Raw genomic sequence first — 23,564 nt, forward strand, 5'->3', positions numbered from 1 at the left:
CTACTTCAACTCTTCTAAATAGATTTTTGTTTGTTTTTCGATCTCGTTGGTGGCAAATTTTATAGCCGAACCAACTCTTGTCGTTTCTGCTCTAACGGGCATTTTATTGATCGTTGCAAGTGCATCTACGTACCATTTGCACCAAACTTCGATAATATGCTTTTCATCTGTTGCCGCTTTTCCATCAGCAATTGCTTTTTTGCTTAACTCAAACTCGGTTTTCAGACGGATCAAAGCATCTGTTTTAAGCTGTTCAACGGTAGCTGTAGCGGTGTTCTCATCCGCAGAAATTAAAGTGTAAGCTGCAGTTAAACCACTTATGCCAACGTTTTTCATTTCAGTTGGCGAAACTTTATCAATCCGATCGTTATCAGTATGGTAAAACACATCGGTAAAATGCCACATCAATAACCCCGGGATTTTATTTTGTAAAAATGGAGTATGGTCACTGCCACCTTCAAAAGGGTTATAATTAACCGTCCAATTAGCGAATTTTCCCTGGGTTTTACAGATGTCGAATATAAAATCGTTAAAATAGTGAGGGAAAAGATCTTTTTCTCCTACATCTCCAGCGCCCCATTCAGTATGTTTATCTGTTCCTCTGGTCCAGATGGCAGATGGATCGGGCATTTTTTCGATCAGGAAAGAACCTCCTGTTTTTTTAGTGTCTTCACCTACCATATCCAAACTCATTCCCCACATAATACCTTTGGCCCGGGCCGTATCTTCAGTAATATATCTTCTGGTTGATATAATTTCGTCGCCCCATAAAAATGTAAGGGTACGCTTTGGACTGATTTTTTTTGCCTGATACAGTTCTGCGGTTAACCTGGCCATTTCTGCTAATGTGCCAACACCACTGGCATTATCATTTGCACCCGGTTCCTGCACGTGCGCGCTAAATACAAAACGTTCTGTAGGATTTATGCTTCCCCTAACGTTTGCCACAATCGTTAATTCTTCCGAAGGATAAATTTTGGTCTGGATATTTACCTTCAATTTCGTTTCGCCTTTTAAACAGGCTGATTTGAGTTTTTCTTTAGCGGCATAAGATAAGAGCAAAGTCCATACTTCGTTATTGGCTTTCATACTGCCAAACTGGATGGAAGTTTGATGTACTTCGGGCTGGGTATATTTTGGCATAGAATAGCCTAAAACACCGATTGCTCCCGTTTTTGTAGCAATTTGAAGTAAGCGTGATGGGTTGTTCTCTGAAAACAGGATTTTCCCTTTCAGGTCCATTTTTTCAATTTCGGACGGAACAATTTTTTCGATATAAACTATATTGGCCACAACACCTCCAACAGGAGTAGAGACACAGTTGATCGGAATCATGTTTCGGTTGGTTTTGTAAGAAATAAGCGGTTGTGCCTCTCCTATAATATCGATATTGGCATCAACAGGTTCCCAGGTATTGTCTTTCATCGCCCTTTTTTCGATGCGGTATGTTAAAGGGGCTTCGAACTCGTTTTTTTTCTCTTCTACAAAACCTGCCTTTTTAAGGATGGTTTCTACATAATAGATACTCGCATTAAAACCGGTATTGCCATGGAAACGAAAATATTGCTCAACAAAAGCAGTGGTTTCATAAGCATTTTTTTCTTTAAAACCGGCCCTTGTTAGTTTGAAATAATCTTCTGTTGGGTTTTGAGCGTAACCCGACAATCCCGCAAAAAACAGTACAAAAAGTATCTTCGTTTTCATGATTCATCTATAAAAACGAAAGATACTAAGAATATTTAATGTTGGTTAAGCGTACCGCTTACCTGTTTTGTTTTTTAATCCTTCATCAACTGATAGCGGACCAGAACCCACCACCCAAAACATAATGAGCAGGAATAACACCAGCACCGAAAACCAAAGTTCCGAATTTGGCGTAGAGAAACCCGGGGTAAGGTTAATGAAAAACACGGCAAACAGTAAGATCGGGATCTGGATAACAACGGCAAAGCGGGTAACCAGGCCTAATGTAATCAAAATACCGCCAACCAAATGTGCAAAGGCAACAACGTGAATAGCTACACTGATCAGTACGCCTGAAAAACCAAATACATTGTTTTGTGTGATCATATTTTGAAGTACGGATGTGTCGCTAATAAAAGAAACACCTTTTCCAAAAATGATCAGGCCAAGGACAATGCGAAGATAATCCAGCCATTTCGAATGATGAACATCTCCCCAATGCTCAATTTTACGGATAACGTTCATAACGAACCTCCATTTTTATGTGAATGATATATTAAGTTACGGAATTATATTCATTTGTCAAATAGATTGCTGAAAATCAGTTAGATTGTAACTTGAATTCAACATAATGAATTTATTTAACCACTTGATGTAAAATTAACATAAAGTTAATTTGTACCGTTTTGGTTTTTGGTATATAATTTGTATTATTGCTTAAATAGATAGGTTTTTTATCATGAGCAAAGAAATATTAGAGTTTTCTGTACAGGTGGATGAAAAATTTGACTTAAAATTTAACTGGCTGGATGGTTTCTGGGGAGCTGCATTTAAATTTTTTGTAAAATAATTTTTAAAATCAAAAATATATCGGATCAGTTATTCTATACTGCAAGGAAAAGTATTGCCTAATCTTTCTTGTAGATTATCTATAACGTTTGCTCTGCTTGGGGCTTTATCCTTATAGCTTTTTCTTTCAATTATTTATATTCATTCCAACTTTAGTTTTCAGCTTTAGTGTTTACCCTTTGGTCTTTCCTCTTTCAGCCTTTTGCCTTATCTTTGCAAAATAATGAGTAGAAGAAAACCTGGTACGGTAACGATAGTTCCAAACGTACATATCATCGATATCGCTGAAGAAGGAAAAGGTGTTGGCAAGGCCGACGAGTTGGTCATTTTTGTTGACAAAGCCGTTCCCGGCGATGTGGTAGACGTACGGCTGACGAAAAAGAAAAAGAATTTTGCTGAAGCAATTATTGAACAGTTGCATGAAAAATCAGCATTGCGTACCGATCCTTTTTGCCCTCATTTTGGAACCTGTGGTGGTTGCAAATGGCAGCACATGGGTTACGATGCTCAATTGAAATTTAAGCAAAAAAATGTCGAGGCAGCTTTACAACGTTTAGGTAAAATAGATACTTCAGGTAGCGAGCCTATTTTAGGTTCAGCAAAAAACAGGTACTACCGCAATAAACTGGAATTTACTTTTTCGAATAAACGTTGGTTGGAAAAAACCGATGTAGAACGCGATGAAGATTTCGATATGAATGCATTGGGCTTTCACGTACCCTTGCGTTTCGATAAAATTTTAGATATCGAACATTGCTATCTACAGGATGAGCCTTCTAACTCAATCAGAAATGCCGTGCGTAAATATGCATTAGAAAACGACCTTTCATTTTACGATCTGCGTAACCATGAAGGTGTATTGCGTAATCTGATTATCCGTACTTCTACTACTGGCGAAGTAATGGTGGCTGTGGTATTTGCTTATCCTGAACAAGAACAGGTAGATGGTTTGATGGAATTTCTTAAAAATGAATTTCCGCAGATTACTTCACTCTTGTATATCGTTAACCAAAAGAAAAACGATACCATTTTCGATCAGGATGTGGTATTATTTTCTGGCCGCGACCACATTTTTGAGGAAATGGATGGTATCCGCTTTAAAATCGGGGTGAAATCTTTTTACCAGACCAATTCGGAGCAAGCTTTCGAACTGTATAAAATTACAAGGGACTTTGCCGGTTTTAAAGGTGACGAACTGGTTTACGATTTATATACCGGAGCTGGAACAATTGCAAATTTCATTGCCAAAAATGTAAAACAGGTGGTAGGGGTAGAGTATGTACCCACTGCCATTGAAGATGCAAAGTTCAACTCTGAGTTAAACGGGATTGATAACACCATCTTTTATGCCGGAGATATGAAAGATATCCTTACTGCTGAATTTATTCTGGCACACGGTAAGCCTGATGTGGTAATTACTGATCCACCACGTGCGGGGATGCATGCTGATGTGGTGCAGCGCTTACTGGAGATGGAATCGGAAAAAATCGTTTATGTAAGCTGTAATGCGGCTACACAGGCGCGTGATTTGGAATTGTTAAAAGAAAAATACGATGTAGTGCGCATTAAGCCGGTAGATATGTTTCCGCACACACAGCACGTAGAAAATGTAGTATTGTTAAGGTTGAAATAAGAAATGATTGAATGAGAAAATGATTGAATTAGAGAACGGGCTAACCGCTTGTAAACATTCAACCATTTTCTCATTCAAAATTCAATTATTAATTAAGGTATGGACAGAGAAGAATTATTAAGCGCTACACCAGAGGATGGTGGCGAACCACAAAAGAAACAGGAAAGTCCGCTGGTAAGTTTAGAAAAAGACCTGGAGTTTTACGCTGATGCGATTAAAGAAGTAGCCATCGAAATTATGGTAGAAGGTATTTCTGCTCACCCAATTTTTATTGCACACCAGCATGAGGTAAACATTGGTGAACTTATTTTAAACAAAGAAGAACTCAACACCGATTGGAGTATACAGGCTTCTACTTTAGAAGAATTTGTAGAAAAAGGAATCATCAATAAGGAAAGAAAAGAACCCTTTTTAAAGGTTTATAAAAAACCGGAAGATTTTATGTGTGTATTCGTAATTGTTCCTGAAGGAGCTAACTTTATTTATTATCCGTATAAAAAAGGTAAAAGGTAGGCTTTAGCCTCAAGTCGGATAGTCCTGAGGGCGAAGTTTGGACATATAAAGATTACTATCTGAGTAATCTATCAATCTGTGCAATCACCTTCTAAAAGACAACGCCGTTTTGCATCCACAAAACGGCGAGTTATCATTAACTAAACTAAAGTCTTTAATTTACATGGTGTACATCACCACTTTTAGAATTTGATGTTTTCTTAAGAGCGGCATTTCCTTTGTAACTCACATCGCCACCACCGCTTGCTGCAGCTTCGAGGCCTTTATTTACATAAATATTTACATCAGAACCACCAGAAGCCTGAACTTTTGCGTAATCTGAAATCAGTTCGTAAGCATGAACATCACTGCCGCCGCTTGATTGGATGGTCATGTTTTCTGTTTTACCCTTTAGGCTGAGGTCGCTACCACCGCTTGATTGAATGGATAAATCACTGCAAGCCACTGTTAATTTTAAATCAGAACCGCCCGAAGAACGGATGGCAAGTTTATCGGTTTTGATCTGGTTTTGAGTAAAAACATCCGATCCGCCTGATGCAGCAAGTGTATTTAATGTTTTAAAATTTACATAAGCTTTAATCACACGGTTTTTAAACACGCCGCTCCATTTAATGCCGTCTCTGAATTTGATGGTTACGTTATCGCCGTTTTGCTCAACAATAATGTCCTTCAAGGTTTCTGAGTCGGATTTTATGCTTACACTTTCGCTGTTACCTTGTGTCAGGTATAAATCTATTCCGCTACTTACACCAATGCTGCTGAAGTTTTTTACAGGGTAATTTTTTGTATCCTGTGCTTTGGCCATGTAGCTGGTAACCACTATAAATAGAACGAGGGATGATTGAATAAGGATTTTCATAATTGTATTTCGTTAAATGATTCTGAAGCTATCTTTTCGCAAATGATTGCGGAATGATGTTTCATGATTTTGTGTTTTGGTTATTCATTAGACGCATCTCTGGTTAAAACGTTGCAAACAATCGAAATTATTTTTCAAATAGTTTGAATTTCATCCTTAAAATCGTTCTTTTTGTATTCAATCCTTTTTATACAATGGCATCGCAATTACTTATTCTTAACAAGAAACAGATTCAGCAGAAAATAGACCGTATCGCTTATCAGATTTTGGAAGATAACCTGAATGAGAAAGAAATTGTGCTCGCTGGTATTTGGGATCGTGGTTACAAACTGGCACTGAGACTAGAAAAAGTGCTTAAAAAGATCTCTGGATTTAAGCTGACCTTGCTGCGCATCGATCTGCAAAAGGAAAGCAGTAAACTGGTGGCTTCAACTGATCTGGATGAAAGTCACTGGAAAAATAAAGTGATTATTATTGTAGATGATGTATTAAACAGTGGCAAAACCCTTGCTTATGGGTTAGGCGTTTTCTTAAATACCCCGCATAAAAAAATCCGTACCGTAGTTTTGGTAGACCGTAGCCATAAAATTTTCCCCATTGCCACCGATTTTGTTGGATTAGAACTGGCCACCATCTTAAAAGAACATGTAGATGTAGTAATGGATGTGGAGGGAGAAGAAGATCGGGTTTATCTGAGCTAAGAGTAATGTAAAATGGAAGATTTAGGATGGGATAATAAAATACTTTAATCGAAGTCAACCATTCGTATAATACGTCATTTCGACCGAAGTGGAGAAATCTTTGAACAGGATATTAAAAAATCAATATTCCTTATACTAACGAGGACTATAACTGTTGTAAAATTTGTAATTCAGCTCAATTTTTTGCAATTTCCCCACATGTATCATCCCAGAAAAAATAATTTGATTTTCAACTTTTTTTCCTGGTACATCCGGTTTATCATCAAAAAAGATTTTTCCGCGTTCCATTATGATCAATTAGCAACCAAATCAGATGCTTCTGTACTGGTTTTGGCCAATCATTTTAGTTGGTGGGACGGCTTTTTCCTCTTTTATATCAATAAACGAGTATTTAAAAAGCAATTTCATGTTTTAGTGAATGCCGAAAATTATAATAAAGTGGGCTTTCTGAAATACCTTGGTGCTTTCGCCGCCGAAAATAGAGGCAAAGATGTGTTGGCCACATTAGATTATGCAGGTAAATTATTAGATGATCCTGAAAACCTTGTACTCGTATTTCCTCAGGGCAAATTGTATTCCAACCATTTAAAGGGCATCAACTTTGAGAAAGGTGTGATGCAGATGATCAATGCCAGCCAAAAAAAAATCAATATTATCTTCGCAACCACTTTTATAGATTATTTCGCAAAGAGAAAACCATCGGCTTATACTTATCTTCAGCACTGGGAGAATGAAGAATATGTAAGTTTACAATTGCTAAAAAGCGCCTATAATAAACATTACGATCAATCGCTTGTTAAACAAAATCAGATTATCGAATGACAATTTTTATTTACGCAGTTTTAATTTTCCTGGTCATAAGATTTTCGGTTACCGTTTTCAATTTTCTTTCCAATCCAAAATTGCCTAGGGTGATAAAACACTATCATGATAAGGTTTCGATTTTAATTCCCGCCAGAAATGAGGCTGATAATATACTGGAATTACTGGTTTCGATAAAAAATCAGGATTATGCCAATTATGAAGTTATTGTTTTAGACGATAACAGCAGCGACAATACATTTAATGTTGTTAGTGATTTCTGTGCTACAAATCCACAATTTAGCTTAATAAAAGGGAAAGAACTGCCTGAAAATTGGCTCGGTAAAAATTATGCCTGTTACCAGCTTGCCGAAGTGGCCACAGGAAAATACCTGTTATTTGTAGATGCTGATGAAGCTATAAAAAGAGGATTGATTAACAGTTTAATCGCCAGGATGGAGATCGGGAACCTAACTTTGTTGAGTGTTTTTACCAATCAAACCATGAAAACAATAGGTGAGCACTTAACCGTGCCGTTGATGCATTTTATTCTACTGAATTTATTGCCACTGCGCTTGGTTAAACTTTCAAAAAATCCGGCTTTTGCAGCGGCCAGCGGGCAATGTATGTTTTTTAATGCTCATAACTATAAAGAAAATCAATGGCATGAGAAGGTAAAAAAACAAGTTGTAGAAGATGTGGAAATTATGAAACTGGTAAAACAGGAAAAATTTAATGCTGAAGCACTTTTGGCCAACGGACTGATTTATTGCAGGATGTATAAAAACTTAAGCGAAAGCCTGAATGGCTTTGGTAAAAATTTACTTGCAGGTTTTGGTAATAACATCATAATATTATTACTTTACCAGCTTTTGGTAACTATAGGGCCAGTAATTTTAATCTTAAATTTTAATCTTGCTTTACTTGTATTACCATTAACTTTAATAGTATTAAGCAGAATCATGATCTCTTATTTATCGGGACAAAACGTTTTGATAAATTTGATCTTACATCCATTACAGATGTTGTTTTTCTTAATCATTTCAATCATCTCTATAACAAGGCATATTTTTAAAACAGGTACATGGAAGGGCAGAACGATCAGAACGATTTAAAGGTTAAAAAAATTGCGGTTGCAGTCATTATCGTTTTTCATTTGGTAGGTTTGCTTGGCTTTCTCATACCTGCTGCTCAGCCTTATTTTATTAAACTGGTTCCCTTTCATTTATTGTTAATGTTTGCGGTAATTGTTTTTGCCTATAATGCAGATGTAAAGCGACTTTTGTTGTTCGTTTCAGGTGTTTTTCTTTGTGGCTATCTGGTGGAATTGTTGGGCGTAAATACCGGAAAAATATTTGGCAGCTATTATTATGGCGATACACTGGGTTATAAAATTGCTGCGGTTCCGATATTGATGGGTGTAAACTGGGTAATCCTGATTTTTAGTGTGGGACAGATGATGAAAAGTATGAAAATCAGAAACAGCATTTTAGCATCGGTTATTGGCGCTTTTGTATTGGTAGGTTTCGATTTCTTTTTAGAGCCTGTAGCCATGAAATTTGATTACTGGCATTGGGACTGGCACGAAATTCCTGTTCAAAATTATATAGCCTGGTTTATTGTTTCAGTGATTTTGTTGAAATTTTATTATGCTTTAGACTTAAAACAACAAAAATATATCGGTACAGCCATGTTCGCTTCGCAGCTAATCTTTTTTGTTGTCTTATACATGACAACCGGAACAAATATTTTTGCTTAATTTTGTTATGTTATTTTAATTAACTTTATAAGATGGAAACACTAATCGTACAGCCTAAAAATAAGAAACAACTTTTGGCAGTTGAGGCTGTGTTACAAGCGCTGAATGTAACTTTTAAAAAAGAAAAAAGCTACAGTCCAGGATTTATAAATGAAATAGCTCAAGGGGAAGATGATATAAAAAATGGACGTTTAACCAGGGTTAAAGATGTTCAGCATATATGGGAAAGTATTTTGTAGATATTACTGATCAGGCTAAAAAACAATTAGCTGCCATCCTTAAATCTGGAGATCAGGCTTCCATAAAAAAACTCCAGCAAATTTTTATAGAATTAAGTATTCATCCAGCATCGGGGGTTGGTAAACCTGAAAAACTAAAATTTGAATTTTCTGGCTATTGGTCAAGGCAAATAAATAAAAAAGATAGGTTAGTCTATAGAATCGATGAAGAAATTATTACAGTATTTGTAATTTCTGCAAAGGGACATTATGACGATAAATAACTAATCCTAAAAAACAAATGAGCAATTTAAACTTACAAGTCAACATCGATAAATCATCAGGCTTTTGCTTCGGCGTAGTATATGCCATAGAAATGGCCGAAGATATTTTGGATAACGAAGGGTATTTATATTGCCTTGGCGATATTGTTCATAATGATGAAGAGGTAGAACGTTTAACCAAACGCGGCTTAAAAATCATCGATCATGAAGTATTAAAAAACTTACGCGACGAAAAGGTTTTAATCAGGGCACATGGCGAGGCCCCTTCAACTTACCAACTGGCTTTAGAAAACAACCTTACCCTGATTGATGCATCGTGCCCTGTTGTGCTAAAACTGCAAAACAGAATTAAAAATTCGCATGATGATGATGAGCAGGTGCTTATTTTTGGTAAACATGGTCATGCCGAGGTAATTGGTTTACAAGGGCAAACCGATGGAAAAGCCATTGTTTTTCAAGATTTAGCTGAACTGGATAACGTTGAACTTCCTGCTAAATTTACCTTATATAGTCAAACCACTAAAAGCACCGATAAATTCTACCACATTAAAGACGAATTATTGAGTCGTGGTTACGAGGTTAAGGCTAATGACACCATTTGCAGACAGGTATCTAACCGCTACGAAGAACTGGAAGATTTTGTAAGTCATTATGATCGGATTATTTTCGTTTCGGGCAAAAAATCATCTAACGGAAAAGTGCTTTACGATGTTTGTAAAAAGCACAACGATAATGCTTACTTCATATCTAATGTTGAAGAGTTGGATAAAACCTGGTTTAACGAGAACGATAAAGTTGGCATTTGCGGTGCTACATCAACACCAATGTGGTTAATGGAAAAGGTTAAAACTGCTTTAGAACAATATTAGATTTTAATAAGATCTGAAAAGTATTAATGATTGATTTATATAATAGAATCGTCATCTCGACTGGAACGTAGTGGAATGGAGAGATCTGATCTTATAGATCTCTCAACTTCGTTGCACTTCGCTCGAGATGACGGTCATATATAGTATTATCATATAAATTGAAAAAGATAAACTCAAATACCGGAATCCTGGTTGCGTTAACCGTAATGGCCTGCTGGTTTGTTTCACTTTATCTTTTACTTACCTGGAATTTCACCTGGAATAATCCTTTAGTTTACCTGATGGTTTTTGTTCAGATGCATTTATATACGGGTTTGTTTATCACTGCCCATGATGCCATGCATGGTACAATCTCACCAAACAAAAAAGCAAATAATTTTATCGGTTATCTTTCCGTTTTTCTATATGCAGGTTTTTTCTATAACCGCTTATATACCAAACATCATCAGCACCACCGTCATGTACATACCGAAAAAGATCCTGATTTTGCACCTAATGGTTTTTGGAAATGGTATTTCCGTTTCATGCTAAATTACGTTACCGTAATCCAATTGGTAATTATGGCCGTGGCTTATAATGTGCTCAAAATTTGGGTTGATGAAAGAAACCTGTTGTTGTTTTGGGTGCTCCCATCTTTATTAAGCACTTTCCAACTTTTCTATTTCGGAACCTATTTGCCGCACAAGGGCGAGCATAATAACGAATATCATGCCTCAACCTTAAAGAAAAACCATTTTGTTGCCTTTATTACCTGTTACTTTTTTGGGTATCATTTAGAACATCATCAGAAACCGGGCATGCCCTGGTGGCAACTGCATAAAATGAAGCAATAGGGATGGCTGTGGTGTCAGATGTTACCATCTGACACTATCATGAGTTTTTTCGTAAAACTTCCGAAGTCTCCCCTGTGCTCGTTATACCATTTAAACTTCGGAATTGACCTAACGCGGTATTTTTTGACTAAAAAATGTCGGCCATCACATTTTTAACATAGGTAAAAAGCAATAAAAAGGCGATATTTGGAGCACGAAACATATTCTTGTATTAAATGAGCAAAAAGGGAATTTTACTGGTAAACTTAGGAACACCTGATAGTCCGGCAACGGCCGACGTTAAAAAATACTTAGATCAGTTTTTAATGGACGAAAGGGTAATTGATATTCCAAAGTTAAACAGAACATTATTGGTTAAAGGCATTATTGTACCTTTCCGTAGCCCTAAAACAGCCAAATTATACAAAGAAATATGGAATGAAAACGGTTCGCCCCTATTATATTACAGCAGGTTGCAGGCTAAAATGTTGCAGGAAAGGTTGGGTGATGATTACCATGTAGAACTGGCGATGCGTTATCAAAGCCCTTCTATAGCATCGGCACTAGCTAACTTAAAGGCTGGTTTGGTAGAAAGCATCCAGGTTATCCCGATGTTTCCGCAATACGCTTCGGCGAGTACCGGTTCGGTAATGCAACTGGTAATGGAGCTGGTAAGCAAGTGGCAAACCGTTCCGCCAATCTCATTTGTGAACTCTTTTCACGATAACGAACTGATGATTAAAGTTTTTGCTGAAAATGCGAAAAAGCATCACGTAGAAAGTTATGATCATGTTTTGTTCAGTTTCCACGGCTTGCCAGAGCGTCAATTGTTAAAGTGCGACCATACCGGAAGTTATTGTTTAAAAAGTGCCGATTGCTGTCAGACGTTAAACGATACCAATAAATTCTGTTATTCTGCTCAAGGCCATGATACCGCCAGGTTAATTGCCAAAGAATTAAACTTATCGAGAGATCAATACACGGTGTGTTTTCAGTCCCGTTTAGGTAAAGAGCCTTGGGTACAGCCTTATACAACTGACGTTTTGAAGAAACTAGCAGCAGAAGGTAAAAAACGATTGTTGGTTTTTAGTCCGGCTTTTGTTGCCGATTGTTTAGAAACCCTTTACGAAATCACAGTAGAGTACCATGAAGAATTTAAAACTTTAGGTGGCGAACATGTTCAGTTGGTAGAAAGTTTAAATGATAGCCCTGTATTTATTGAGGCGCTTGCCGGAATGGTTAAATAGTTATAGATTTAGAGATGGCGAATTTTATCATTTTAATGGGGGTTTCTGGAAGTGGTAAAACGGTTATCGGAAAAGCTTTGGCACCAAGAATCAATGCCGAATTTATAGATGGCGATAATCTCCACTCGCAACGGAATGTAGATAAAATGGCTGCGGGAATTCCGTTAACTGATGCAGACCGTTTAGAGTGGCTTCAGTTGATTGCCAAAGTAGGTCGCGAGCATGCCGCCCATGGCACCACCTGTATTATTGCCTGTTCTGCATTAAAAAAATCATACCGCGATCTGTTAAGGGCTGATAATGAATCTATTTGCTTTGTTTATTTAAAAGGAAGTTTTGATTTAATCCACGGTCGGATTACCAAGCGTTCGCACCAATATATGCCTTCGAGCTTGTTAGAAAGCCAATTTGAAACACTGGAGGAACCGAAAGCTGATGAAAAAGATGTATTTACGGTTTCCATCGATCAAAGTATCCCCGAAATTGTTGAAGAAATTGCTAAAGCTGATCTGATTTCGTAATCATCGAAATAATTTGGTCCGTTGCCCCTTTTTTATCGGTTACGTATTTTCTGGCGAGTTCTGCTGCATTTTTATTTTCAGCAAAGTTTTCAAAAGCACTGATTAATTCTTCTGTTGAACCAATACTTTTTGCTGCACCAAGGGCAATTAAATCTTTTGCTTCCTGAAATTTATCATATTTAGGACCGAAAATTACAGGTAACCCAAATGCTGCGGCTTCTAAAGTATTATGGATTCCTGCTCCAAAACCACCACCAATATAAGCTACTTTTCCATATTGATAGAGCGAAGAAAGCATACCAATGTTATCGATTATTAAGATTTGAGATTTGAGATCTGAGATTTGAGAACTGAAAACTGAAAACCTCATACTGCCAACTGAAAACTGTTTCTCAATACTTTCAATATGGCTTTCATGGATTTCGTGCGGAGCAATGATAAACTTCCAGTCGGGGTATTTTTCGGGCAAGGCCGATAATATTTTTTCATCTTCCGGCCAGGTACTGCCGCAAACCAAAGTAGGGGAGTTGCCAATAAAGCTTTCGATAAGAGGGAGCTGTTTGGGCGATTGCGCATTTTCATAAACGCGGTCAAAACGGGTATCTCCATTGATGGTAACGTTATTTAAGCCGATCGATTTTAATAGATTTTTACTTTCTTCATTTTGAACAAAGAAATAGGTTACAGACTTTAAAATATTGCGGTAAAAACTACCATACCATTTAAAAAATGCCTGGCTTTCTCTAAAAATCCCTGAAATCACATATAAAGGAATACCTTGCGTTTTTAATTCTTTAAAATAGAAATGCCAGAATTCATATTTGGTAAAAATGGCCATTTCAGGATTAATACTGGCTATAAAACGTTTTGCATTAGTGGCCGTATCAATGGGGAGGTAAAAAACATCTGCCAAAGCATAATTTTTTCTGATTTCATATCCTGAAGGTGAAAAAAAAGTAACTACAATTTTTTTACCCGGATAAAGTGTTTTCAGTTTTTCTAAAACCGGCCGTCCCTGCTCAAACTCTCCTAAGGATGCAAAATGAAACCATATATGTTTTTCTTCTGGATTAATTTTCTGGGCAATTAAAGTGTAGATATTTTTGCGGCCATTTATAAATAATTTAGCCTTAGGATTAAATAATGAAAATATCCTGATGAGTAAAGTATAGGCCTGAATTCCGATGATGTAAAGTAATTTCATATCTTCGTGCCAAGATAAAACGAATATATTTAAAAAGCTTAAAAATATATGGATCCTTCACAATTTTGACTAGTATTCAACTGAATAAATAGAACCGTTGATGATCGCTCCATAGCCGCTAAAAAGAAATTAACAGATGAAGATAGCCGTTATTGGTACCGGATACGTAGGTTTAGTTACCGGAACCTGTTTAGCCGAAACAGGAAATGATGTAATATGTGTTGATATTAACGAAGCAAAAGTCAAGCAGATGCAGAACGGCGAAGTGCCGATTTACGAACCTGGTTTAGATCTTTTGTTCCACCGTAATATCGAGCAGGAACGCTTAACTTTTACCACAAACCTTGCCGATGCGGTAAAAGAATCGCAGATTATTTTTATGGCTTTGCCAACCCCTCCGGGTGGTGATGGTGCGGCTGATCTCTCTTATATTTTAGGCGCTGCAAAAGATATTTCTAAACTGATTACAGAGTATAAAGTAATCGTAAATAAATCAACTGTTCCGGTAGGTACAGCAGACAAGGTAAAAGCTGTTTTTGCAGAAAATACTTCCATTGAAGTGGATGTGGTTTCGAACCCTGAATTCTTAAGGGAAGGTGTAGCTGTTGATGACTTTATGAAGCCAGACCGTGTGGTTTTGGGGACTAAAAGCGAAAAAGCTAAAAAATTAATGACCGAGCTTTATGGTCCTTACGTACGCCAGGGAAACCCGATTCTTTTTATGGACGAACGTTCTTCTGAACTGACCAAATACGCAGCAAATTCTTTCCTGGCAACAAAAATCACCTTTATGAACGAGGTGGCAAACCTTTGTGAGTTGGTAGGGGCCGATGTAGATGCCGTAAGAAAAGGAATAGGTTCTGACGAGCGTATTGGTAAACGTTTCCTTTTTCCGGGCGTAGGTTATGGCGGTTCATGTTTCCCGAAAGATGTGCAGGCTTTGGTAAAATCATCTGACGATCATGCTTACGATTTCCAGATCCTGAAATCGGTAATGGAGGTGAATGAAAGACAAAAAACTATTCTGGTAGATAAAGTACTTAAATATTATAAAGGCGATATCAAAGGCAAACACTTTGCGCTTTGGGGATTAGCCTTTAAGCCCGAAACCGACGATATCCGCGAAGCACCAGCTTTATATATTATTGATGCTTTGGTTAAAAATGGTGCTACCGTTACCGTATTCGATCCGGAGGCAATGGGCAACGTGAAAAATCTGATTGGCGATCAGGTAAATTATGCCAAAAATCAATACGAAGCTTTAGAAGGTGCTGATGCCCTGTTAATTGCAACAGAATGGTCGGTTTTCCGTAACCCTGATTTTGATAAAATCGATCATATCTTAAAAAATAAAGTAGTTTTTGATGGACGGAATTTATACGATCTGCAAAAAATGATCGACCTTGGCTATTATTATAACAGCATCGGCAGAAAACTGATAGATTAACATGGGGAAGAAAAGAATATTGATTACAGGTGCGGCCGGATTTTTAGGTTCGCACCTTTGCGATCGTTTTATAAAAGAAGGTTATCATGTTATCGGGATGGATAACCTAATTACTGGCGATATGGCAAATATCGAACACCTGTTTAAACTGGATAATTTTGAATTTTACAACCACGACGTTTCTAAGTTTGTACACGTTCCTGGCACACTCGATTATATCCTGCATTTTGCTTCACCGGCAAGCCCGATCGATTACCTTAAAATCCCGATCCAAACCCTTAAAGTGGGTTCTTTGGGTACACATAACCTTTTAGGTTTGGCCCGCAGTAAAAAAGCAAGGATGCTGATTGCTTCAACTTCTGAAGTATATGGCGATCCGAGTGTAAACCCACAACCTGAAGAATACTGGGGCAACGTAAATCCGGTTGGGCCGCGTGGTGTTTACGATGAAGCTAAACGTTTCCAGGAAGCCATTACCATGGCATACCATACTTTCCATGGGGTAGAGACGAGGATTGTAAGGATTTTTAACACTTACGGGCCAAGAATGCGCCTGAATGATGGCCGTGTTTTACCCGCTTTTATCGGACAGGCCTTAAGGGGAGAAGATTTAACTATATTTGGTGATGGAAGCCAGACCCGTTCTTTCTGTTACGTTGATGACCTGATTGAAGGGATTTACCGTTTATTGATGAGCGATTATGCCCAGCCGGTAAACATTGGTAACCCTGATGAAATTACCATTAAACAGTTTTGCGAGGAAATTATCAAACTTACGGGGACCACACAAAAAATTGTGTACAGGGAACTTCCACAGGATGATCCGAAGCAGCGCAGACCTGATATTACCAAAGCAAGGGAAATACTGGGCTGGGAACCAAAAATTGGACGTGCGGAAGGATTAAAAATTACATACGAATATTTTAAATCATTGCCTGCAGAGGCTTTGGAAAAGATAGAACATAAAGATTTTACCACATTTAACCGTTAAAATGGCAAAAATATTAGTTACTGGTGGAACAGGATATATAGGTTCGCACACAGCAGTAGAGTTACACAACGCAGGATACGAGGTTGTAATTATTGATAACCTTTCTAACTCGAATATCAAAATTTTAACCCAGCTGCATGCCATCACCGGCAAGTGGTTCGATTTTCATGAAATTGATCTGCAGGATGACAAAGCGGTGCAGGAATTTGCAGAAAACCATACCGATATAGATGGAATTATCCATTTTGCAGCTTCAAAAGCAGTAGGAGAATCAGTTGAGCAGCCTTTAAAATATTACAAGAATAATTTCTACGGCTTAATCAATTTATTAACCTCTTTTAATAGAAAGATTAATTTCGTGTTTTCTTCATCATGTACTGTTTACGGGCAGCCAGAAACTTTGCCGGTAACCGAAGCCGCACCTGTGCAGAAAGCAGAGTCTCCTTATGGTAATACCAAGCAGATTGCCGAAGAAATATTAGCAGAAACCGCTGCAGTAACCCCTGATTTAAATATCATTGCTTTGCGTTACTTTAATCCGGTTGGTGCGCATGAAACTGCTTTAATCGGCGAATTGCCAAATGGCGTGCCTGCAAACCTGGTTCCTTTTATCACTCAATCAGCCATTGGCAAACGTGGCCCGATTACGGTTTATGGTGATGATTACAATACGCCTGATGGTTCGGCCATACGCGATTATATCCACGTGGTTGATCTTGCAAAAGCACACGTTGCTGCCATTAAAAAATTAGAAAACGGAAACCCGAACGGCAATTACGATGTTTTTAATATTGGTACCGGTAAAGGATCTTCAGTTTTAGAGATCATTGCTGCCTTTGAAAAAGTAAACGGCGAAAAATTGGACTATAAAATCGGTCCGAGAAGGGCTGGAGATATCATTCAGATTTATGGCGATGTACAAAAATCGAATAACGAACTGGGCTGGAAAGCTAACCTCGATATTAATGAGATGATGCGCTCGGCATGGGAGTGGGAAAAATACATTAAAGCTAACCCCTTTTAGATGAAGTTATCGGAGCACAAAGATTTAAAAACTGCCATTACCGAACTGCCTGTTAAAGAAAAAGACAAGCTATTGTTGCGTTTGGTGGCTAAGGATAAAGTGCTCACCGAACACCTTCATTATAAATTATTAGAGGATGAAACCGATCTGGAAGACCGGAAAGAAAGGATTAAAGCCGATGTTGATGAGCAGATTCTGGAACTGAAAAAACTTAATGCGAAAGAAGCATTGGTGAAAGTAAGGAAGATGATCACTGCTGTTAATCACTTTTACAAAGTCACTAAAGACCCAGTAGGTGAGGTAGAACTGAAACTTTTTATCCTCAATGCCATCCCTTTTGATTATAAAAAATCAATTTTTGGTTACCGCGATTTTATGATGCTTTTTAGCATTTATTACCTCAAAACGGTTGCGGTAACCATCAATAAATTTAAAAAACTTCACGAAGACCTGCAGTTCGATTTAAGTGAAGAGGTAAATCAGTTGCTCGATAAAATCTATTCCTCTAAATTAGCGGGTGCAGCAGAAGAAAGTAATTTGCCGAAAGAGATTAATTAAAGCCATAACCCCGCAGTATGTTCGGATTATTTAAAAAGAAAAAAATAGCCCCCGAATTTAATTTCTCCGGCATTAAAACCGATATGCACTCGCATATTATCCCGGGGATTGATGATGGTGCACAAAACCTGAAAGATTCGCTGCTGCTTGCCAGAAGGTTTAAAACTTTAGGGTATCAGAAACTCATCGCCACGCCACATATTATGGCCGACTATTTTCGCAACACACCAGCTACCATTAACCGCGGGCTTGACATTTTGAGAAAGGGCCTCAAAGAAAATGAAATCGATCTGGAAATTGATGCTGCCGCCGAATATTACCTGGATGAAACCCTTGAGAAAAAGATCAGACAAAAAGAGGTTTTAACCTTTGGCGAAAATTACCTGCTGTTCGAACTTTCTTATATCAACCCACCCCAAAACCTGATTGATTTTATAAAAACGATGCAGGATGCTGGTTATAAGCCTGTTTTGGCACATCCGGAAAGGTATCCATATTATTATAACTCTTTTGAAAGCTATCACCAGATCAGGGAAACAGGCTGTTTGCTGCAGCTAAATGCCATTGCTTTAACCAGTTATTATGGTTCAGGAGCAAAAAAAGTAGCTGAAGAAATGGTAGATAACCACATGGTTGATTTTTTGGGCAGCGATATGCATCATTTAAAACATGCCGCCGCACTAGAAGATAGCCTCAGTACGCCTTTAATGCAACAGTTGCTTACGCAACCTCAGTTGAATAATGGATTGTTGTAGGGGGCATTGGTTCATTTGCCATTAGTTCATTGGTATAGCAATATTCCCAATAGCGCAAGTGCTTAATTGACAGATTACCTTTTGTCTCATTTACAAAACGATTAGCGGTTTAAAGATTAACCGATTAAACTCATGAATTTTATGAGTACACTAAACTATTGAACCTTTAGGCTATCAACTATGAACTAATGAACTAATGAACTAATGAACCATTGACCAATGAACTAGTGAACCAATTTACTCATATCTCAACGCCTCCACAGGATCCAGTTTCGAAGCCTTTTTAGCAGGGTAATATCCAGAGAGAATACCAACCAATACGCACAGCACAAAACCACCGATAATAAATAACCATGGAATTAAGAATGAACCACCCATGGCCAGAGAAATAAGGTTGCCCAGAACAATACCAAGGAAAATACCAAATACACCTCCGATTAAACAGATTACTACGGCTTCAATTAAAAACTGGCGACGGATTACTTTTGGGTTTGCGCCAATGGCCTTACGGATCCCGATTTCGCGGGTACGTTCTGTTACCGATACCAGCATGATATTCATTAATCCGATGGAAGCACCGATTAACGTAATAATTCCGATTGCTACACCACCAATGGCTACAAATGCCAGGTTTTCGAATAAAGTTTGTGCAATTGCATCACTTTTTGTGATTTCGAAGTTATTGGTCTCATTTACTTTTACCTTACGGATATTTCTGAATAAGGCAGTAGATTCGCCAATAATATTCTCCTGCATTTCATTGCTTGGTACCATTACGGTGATGGTATAAGATGGATTGGCATTGGCATTAATCTGTTTTGCCTTGATTAACGGTACATAAACAGCCCTATCGCCACTAAAACCCATACTCGATCCCTTTTTTTCCAGTATCCCGATAATTTTAAAACGGTTGTTGCCTACGTTAATGAGTTTATCCAATGGGCCGGCATCTTTGAACAGTTTTTCAACCACTTCACCACCAACAATACAAACGTTACTTCCCAATTGTATTTCAGAAACACTAAAATTTCTTCCCTGTGAGAGGTTTAAACCTTGCGAGGCCAAGCCGTTTTCATCAATCCCCTGAACATTGATATTGGGATTGGTTTTTAAACTTCCGTATTTTACCGTAGACCCACCACTGGCAAAAACACTTACCGCAACAGTGGCTGGTGTATTCAGGCTATCTTTAAATTTAACAGCATCTTCATAGCGGATCGCTTTAAAAGGTTTTGGTCTTTTGCCATTCCCGATCCTGATTCCTGTACCACGGTTCCTGATGGTGAATGAGTTGGCTCCCATACTACTAAAAGCATCTGTCATACTTTTCTTTACAGCATCCAGTGTGGTTAAAATTCCAACTAAAGCCATTAAACCAATGGCAATAATTAAAGCAGTAAGCATGGTACGCAAGCGGTTTGCTTTAATAGATTCTAATGCCAGTCTGACGTTTTCTCTGTAATTCATTATTGTAGTATCGGGTATTATGTATTGAGTATCAAGATCGGCACTAAAGCCTTAAACCCTATACCTGTTACCTTAAACCTCTATGTGTAAAAATAAAAAAAGTCCCGATGTTTAGACAAGGGGACTGCACTATATGTTACAATAATATTTTAATTATGCCGAGAAACTCGTGCCACAGCCACAAGTACTGGTTGCATTAGGGTTAACGAAGGTAAAACCGCGTGAGTTTAATCCGTCTTGCCAATCGATCATCATGCCCATTAAGTACATCTGGTGTGCTTTATTCATAAAAACTTTAATGCCATCAATGAAATATTCCTGATCGCCTTCTTTTCTCTGATCAAAACCTAAGATGTAATTCATACCAGCACAACCACCACCTTCTACGCCAACGCGTAATCCGTAATCTTCACCAATCTCCTGCTGATCCTTTAATTTATATAACTCTTTAGCTGCTCCTTCAGAAAAAGTAACCGGTGCAAATGCTGTATCAACTGTTGTGCTCATGTTATTTAAATTTTATCTGTTACAAATATAAATAATAATGCACATTTTTGCTTTTAACGGGCTGTTAATATTACCGTAATTAAACAATACTTATGAATACCCAACAGATTTTAATTGATATAGTGATCTTATTTGCAGGCATTTTCGCGGCCCTAATGGCCGTTTATTATATTCTAAAGAGCGATATTCAACGTTTTTTTAACCTGAAAAATGTTGAATTGAATAAAGAAAGCCGTGCACACCTTTTACCATTAAGATTACAGGCACACGAACGTTTAATTATTTTTATCGATCGTATTAACCCTGCCAACCTGCTTGTGCGACTGCACCAGCAAGGCATCAGCATAGCTGTTTTACAAGCTGGCATATTAAACGAGGTACGTTCAGAGTATCAGCATAACATTACCCAGCAACTATATGTAGATAGCATTACCTGGAATGTGGTACGCAAATTAAAAGACGATACCATTGCCATGATTAATAACGCGGTTCAGGGTTTGCCTGCTGATGCTAACGGAATTGAACTGAGTAAGGCAATTTTACAACACATGGCTAGCATAGATGAAAATCCTTACGATTTAACCATCGAGCTGATCAAGAAAGATATCCATAAGTTGTTTTAAGAGGGTTAACTGGTTAATCGTTTAAATTGTTTAATTGTCTGAAAGCATTACTCGGCATTATGCCCAGTTACCGATTAATCAATTTATACAGTTAACCTCAATGTGCAGTTAACCAAAATATACGCCATGGCTGAACAAATGAACTAATGACCAATGAACCACTGAACCAAATATATGAAACATACCACCACCTCGGGCATTGAAATTAAGGCATTATATACAACGGCGAAGCCGATGGATGAGCAGCCTGGCGAATTTCCTTTTACCAGGGGAATTCAGAAAGATATGTACCGTGGCCGCTTATGGACGATGAGGCAATATGCAGGTTTTTCTACTGCTGAAGAATCGAACAAACGGTATCATTACTTATTGGCTCAGGGCACTACAGGTTTATCGGTTGCATTTGATCTTCCTACACAGATTGGGTATGATTCTGATCACGAAATGGCCGATGGCGAAGTAGGAAAGGTTGGCGTGGCTATCGACTCGTTAAAAGACATCGAGATTTTGTTTGATGGCATTCAACTGAAAGATATTACCACTTCGATGACCATCAATGCCACGGCTTCCATTTTATTGGCGATGTATATTGCGCTGGCAAAAAAACAGGGAGCAGATTTAAAGCAGATTTCAGGTACCATTCAGAATGATATTCTAAAAGAATATGCTGCCCGCGGGACTTATATTTACCCGCCCAAGCAATCGATGCGTTTAATTACCGATATTTTTGAATTTTGCAGTAAAGAAGTTCCTAAATGGAATACCATTTCTATCTCTGGTTATCATATCCGTGAAGCTGGTTCAACAGCCGTACAAGAACTCGCATTTACCTTAGCTAATGGTAAAACCTATTTAAAGGCGGCATTGGATAAAGGTTTGGATATTAATGTATTTGCTAAGCGTTTGTCGTTTTTCTTTAACTGTCACAATAATTTCTTCGAAGAGATTGCCAAATTCAGAGCCGCCAGGCGAATGTGGGCTAAAATTACCAAAGATTTAGGTGCAACAGATGAAAAAGCCCAGATGTTGCGGTTCCACACGCAGACCGGAGGTTCTACTTTAACTGCCCAACAACCGTTGAATAATGTAATCAGGGTGAGTAACCAGGCTATGGCTGCGGTTTTAGGTGGTACCCAGTCTTTGCACACCAACGGTTACGATGAAGCCCTTTCACTTCCAACAGAATCGGCGGCAAAAATCGCTTTGCGTACCCAGCAGATTATTGCTTTTGAGAGCGGCGTTACCGATACCGTAGATCCATTAGCTGGATCATTCTTTATAGAAAGCTTGACTGATGAAGTTGAAGCCGCTGCGTGGGCTTATATCGACAGGATAGATGCAATGGGCGGTTCAGTGAATGCCATTGAAAGTGATTACATGCAAAATGAAATTGCCAGTGCCTCTTATCAGTATCAAAAAGAAATTGAAAGCGGAGAACGGATTTCTGTCGGTGTAAATAAATTTACCCAGGAAGAGGAAGGTTTAACAGAGGTTTTTAATATAGATGATTCGATCCGTAAACTACAATCTGAAAAACTTGACTACTTAAAATCAATCCGCGATAATGCAGCAGTAGAAAAGGCGCTAAGTAAATTAAACGAAGCAGCCAGGGGCGAAACCAACCTGATGCCTTTAATTATAGATGCAGTAGAAAAATATGCTACACTGGGCGAAATAGCTGATGTATTTAGAGATACTTTTGGGGTTTACTAACTGCTTTAACTCTGTTCATTTTCTTTCCGAATCACGCTAGTCCTGCTATTCTGGTGCATCGTGCTGGTTATTTATTTATAACTCCTGAAAGTGGAATTAAACTGCCATAAAATTCATACACACATACAACCTGTTGCTTATGTCTGTATATTAAGTTAGTAGCTGGCTGAAAAAGATGTGTAATTGTTTTAACTATAGTTTTGATTTTCAGTTGATTCGAAATGATGAGGTATTGAAATATTCGTTTATAGGCTAAAATGGCTTAAAATTTGCTTTTTAAAAGCGATTTGAAATTAAGGGGAGAGAATCGTGTTAAATAATTGTAATGTGGATAACCAGTGTTAATAAATAGTTATCAACATAAAAAATTGAGGTTAAGTAGGCTACTATATTCCTTATCAGTGCGTTACGATTTATTTAAAATTTTTGTTTAAAATGTTGATAATTTTGTCAATATTCGTAGTCCCTAAACGGACCATCCCTTTAATTCGAATAGGTACTGTAAACCAATAAATTATAGAAATCG

General features: G+C 37.9%; 26 protein-coding genes. 20 read left to right on the top strand and 6 right to left on the bottom strand.

The window, feature by feature from the left end; genetic code table 11:
- Together R2R28_RS04955 and R2R28_RS04960 are read right to left on the bottom strand one after the other, a co-directional pair.
- Positions 1-1,704, bottom strand: coding sequence for a M28 family peptidase (locus R2R28_RS04955; RefSeq protein WP_316824598.1), 1,704 nt, complete (start codon positions 1,702-1,704; stop codon positions 1-3).
- A gap of 45 nt (positions 1,705-1,749) precedes the next feature.
- On the bottom strand, positions 1,750-2,208 hold the full coding sequence (locus R2R28_RS04960) for a DoxX family protein (protein ID WP_316824599.1): 459 nt from the start codon (positions 2,206-2,208) through the stop codon (positions 1,750-1,752).
- A 214-nt stretch (positions 2,209-2,422) separates the two neighbouring features.
- Here R2R28_RS04960 and R2R28_RS04965 point away from each other — a divergent pair, with 214 nt between their 5' ends.
- From R2R28_RS04965 to R2R28_RS04975, 3 genes are all read left to right on the top strand, one after another.
- The gene (locus R2R28_RS04965; protein ID WP_039843133.1) at positions 2,423-2,533 is read left to right on the top strand and encodes a hypothetical protein; all 111 of its coding nucleotides are present in this window, start codon (positions 2,423-2,425) and stop codon (positions 2,531-2,533) included.
- A 222-nt stretch (positions 2,534-2,755) separates the two neighbouring features.
- A complete protein-coding gene (rlmD, locus tag R2R28_RS04970) occupies positions 2,756-4,165 on the top strand; it encodes a 23S rRNA (uracil(1939)-C(5))-methyltransferase RlmD (protein WP_316824600.1) in 1,410 nt (469 codons plus the stop codon).
- Positions 4,166-4,264: 99 nt separating this feature from the next.
- Positions 4,265-4,678 (top strand): hypothetical protein, encoded by a 414-nt coding sequence (locus R2R28_RS04975; RefSeq protein WP_316824601.1) that lies wholly within the window; start codon positions 4,265-4,267, stop codon positions 4,676-4,678.
- Between the two features lie 154 nt (positions 4,679-4,832).
- On the opposite strand, the gene R2R28_RS04980 is transcribed toward R2R28_RS04975, so the two are convergent.
- Positions 4,833-5,537: a head GIN domain-containing protein gene (locus R2R28_RS04980; RefSeq protein ID WP_316824602.1), complete on the bottom strand. Its 705-nt coding sequence runs from the start codon at positions 5,535-5,537 to the stop codon at positions 4,833-4,835.
- A gap of 194 nt (positions 5,538-5,731) precedes the next feature.
- Between R2R28_RS04980 and R2R28_RS04985 the strand changes: the two genes are divergently transcribed.
- From R2R28_RS04985 to R2R28_RS05030, 10 genes are all read left to right on the top strand, one after another.
- Positions 5,732-6,238 carry a phosphoribosyltransferase family protein gene (locus tag R2R28_RS04985; RefSeq protein ID WP_090502125.1) on the top strand — a complete coding sequence of 169 codons (507 nt, stop codon included), beginning with the start codon at positions 5,732-5,734 and terminating at the stop codon, positions 6,236-6,238.
- A gap of 222 nt (positions 6,239-6,460) precedes the next feature.
- Positions 6,461-7,060, top strand: coding sequence for a 1-acyl-sn-glycerol-3-phosphate acyltransferase (locus R2R28_RS04990; RefSeq protein WP_316824603.1), 600 nt, complete (start codon positions 6,461-6,463; stop codon positions 7,058-7,060).
- Positions 7,057-8,154, top strand: a complete 1,098-nt coding sequence (locus tag R2R28_RS04995) for a glycosyltransferase family 2 protein (RefSeq protein ID WP_316824604.1) — start codon at positions 7,057-7,059, stop codon at positions 8,152-8,154. Before R2R28_RS04990 ends, R2R28_RS04995 begins: the two co-directional genes overlap by 4 nt.
- Positions 8,124-8,798, top strand: a complete 675-nt coding sequence (locus R2R28_RS05000) for a carotenoid biosynthesis protein (RefSeq protein ID WP_316824605.1) — start codon at positions 8,124-8,126, stop codon at positions 8,796-8,798. The genes R2R28_RS04995 and R2R28_RS05000 overlap by 31 nt, the downstream gene beginning before the upstream one ends.
- Positions 8,799-8,830: 32 nt before the next feature.
- Positions 8,831-9,037 carry a DUF2683 family protein gene (locus tag R2R28_RS05005; RefSeq protein WP_316824606.1) on the top strand — a complete coding sequence of 69 codons (207 nt, stop codon included), beginning with the start codon at positions 8,831-8,833 and terminating at the stop codon, positions 9,035-9,037.
- Positions 9,019-9,300, top strand: coding sequence for a Txe/YoeB family addiction module toxin (locus tag R2R28_RS05010; RefSeq protein WP_316824607.1), 282 nt, complete (start codon positions 9,019-9,021; stop codon positions 9,298-9,300). The genes R2R28_RS05005 and R2R28_RS05010 overlap by 19 nt, the downstream gene beginning before the upstream one ends.
- A gap of 17 nt (positions 9,301-9,317) precedes the next feature.
- Positions 9,318-10,169, top strand: a complete 852-nt coding sequence (locus R2R28_RS05015; RefSeq protein ID WP_316824608.1) for a 4-hydroxy-3-methylbut-2-enyl diphosphate reductase — start codon at positions 9,318-9,320, stop codon at positions 10,167-10,169.
- Between the two features lie 158 nt (positions 10,170-10,327).
- Positions 10,328-11,002 carry a fatty acid desaturase gene (locus R2R28_RS05020; RefSeq protein ID WP_316824609.1) on the top strand — a complete coding sequence of 225 codons (675 nt, stop codon included), beginning with the start codon at positions 10,328-10,330 and terminating at the stop codon, positions 11,000-11,002.
- 215 nt (positions 11,003-11,217) lie between these two features.
- Positions 11,218-12,228, top strand: a complete 1,011-nt coding sequence (gene hemH / locus R2R28_RS05025; RefSeq protein ID WP_316824610.1) for a ferrochelatase — start codon at positions 11,218-11,220, stop codon at positions 12,226-12,228.
- Positions 12,229-12,242: 14 nt separating this feature from the next.
- Positions 12,243-12,749, top strand: a complete 507-nt coding sequence (locus tag R2R28_RS05030; protein WP_316824611.1) for a gluconokinase — start codon at positions 12,243-12,245, stop codon at positions 12,747-12,749.
- Here R2R28_RS05030 and R2R28_RS05035 read toward each other — a convergent pair.
- On the bottom strand, positions 12,727-13,953 hold the full coding sequence (locus tag R2R28_RS05035; RefSeq protein ID WP_316824612.1) for a 3-deoxy-D-manno-octulosonic acid transferase: 1,227 nt from the start codon (positions 13,951-13,953) through the stop codon (positions 12,727-12,729). The genes R2R28_RS05030 and R2R28_RS05035 overlap by 23 nt on opposite strands.
- Positions 13,954-14,089: 136 nt before the next feature.
- Between R2R28_RS05035 and R2R28_RS05040 the strand changes: the two genes are divergently transcribed.
- From R2R28_RS05040 to R2R28_RS05060, 5 genes are read left to right on the top strand one after another with little or no spacing between them, the layout of a single operon-like run.
- Positions 14,090-15,400 carry a UDP-glucose/GDP-mannose dehydrogenase family protein gene (locus R2R28_RS05040; RefSeq protein ID WP_316824613.1) on the top strand — a complete coding sequence of 437 codons (1,311 nt, stop codon included), beginning with the start codon at positions 14,090-14,092 and terminating at the stop codon, positions 15,398-15,400.
- Between the two features lies 1 nt (position 15,401).
- Positions 15,402-16,391, top strand: coding sequence for a UDP-glucuronic acid decarboxylase family protein (locus R2R28_RS05045; protein ID WP_316824614.1), 990 nt, complete (start codon positions 15,402-15,404; stop codon positions 16,389-16,391).
- Between the two features lies 1 nt (position 16,392).
- A complete protein-coding gene (galE, locus tag R2R28_RS05050) occupies positions 16,393-17,415 on the top strand; it encodes a UDP-glucose 4-epimerase GalE (protein WP_316824615.1) in 1,023 nt (340 codons plus the stop codon).
- Complete coding sequence (locus tag R2R28_RS05055; protein WP_316824616.1) at positions 17,416-17,973, top strand: hypothetical protein; 558 nt, start codon at positions 17,416-17,418, stop codon at positions 17,971-17,973.
- A gap of 17 nt (positions 17,974-17,990) precedes the next feature.
- Positions 17,991-18,728: a tyrosine-protein phosphatase gene (locus tag R2R28_RS05060; protein ID WP_316824617.1), complete on the top strand. Its 738-nt coding sequence runs from the start codon at positions 17,991-17,993 to the stop codon at positions 18,726-18,728.
- A 237-nt stretch (positions 18,729-18,965) separates the two neighbouring features.
- Here the strand turns inward: R2R28_RS05060 and R2R28_RS05065 are convergent, their stop codons facing one another.
- Both R2R28_RS05065 and R2R28_RS05070 read right to left on the bottom strand, forming a co-directional pair.
- The gene (locus R2R28_RS05065; protein ID WP_316824618.1) at positions 18,966-20,195 is read right to left on the bottom strand and encodes an ABC transporter permease; all 1,230 of its coding nucleotides are present in this window, start codon (positions 20,193-20,195) and stop codon (positions 18,966-18,968) included.
- 153 nt (positions 20,196-20,348) lie between these two features.
- Positions 20,349-20,702 carry a HesB/IscA family protein gene (locus R2R28_RS05070; RefSeq protein WP_025145533.1) on the bottom strand — a complete coding sequence of 118 codons (354 nt, stop codon included), beginning with the start codon at positions 20,700-20,702 and terminating at the stop codon, positions 20,349-20,351.
- 92 nt (positions 20,703-20,794) lie between these two features.
- On the opposite strand from R2R28_RS05070, the gene R2R28_RS05075 reads away from it, so the two are divergent.
- On the top strand, positions 20,795-21,325 hold the full coding sequence (locus tag R2R28_RS05075; RefSeq protein WP_316824619.1) for a hypothetical protein: 531 nt from the start codon (positions 20,795-20,797) through the stop codon (positions 21,323-21,325).
- A 174-nt stretch (positions 21,326-21,499) separates the two neighbouring features.
- Positions 21,500-23,038: a methylmalonyl-CoA mutase gene (locus tag R2R28_RS05080; protein WP_316824620.1), complete on the top strand. Its 1,539-nt coding sequence runs from the start codon at positions 21,500-21,502 to the stop codon at positions 23,036-23,038.
- Positions 23,039-23,564 lie beyond the last annotated feature (526 nt).

Origin of the sequence: Pedobacter miscanthi (genome assembly GCF_032678605.1) — a bacterium.
In the GTDB taxonomy this organism is placed as follows: domain Bacteria; phylum Bacteroidota; class Bacteroidia; order Sphingobacteriales; family Sphingobacteriaceae; genus Pedobacter; species Pedobacter miscanthi_A.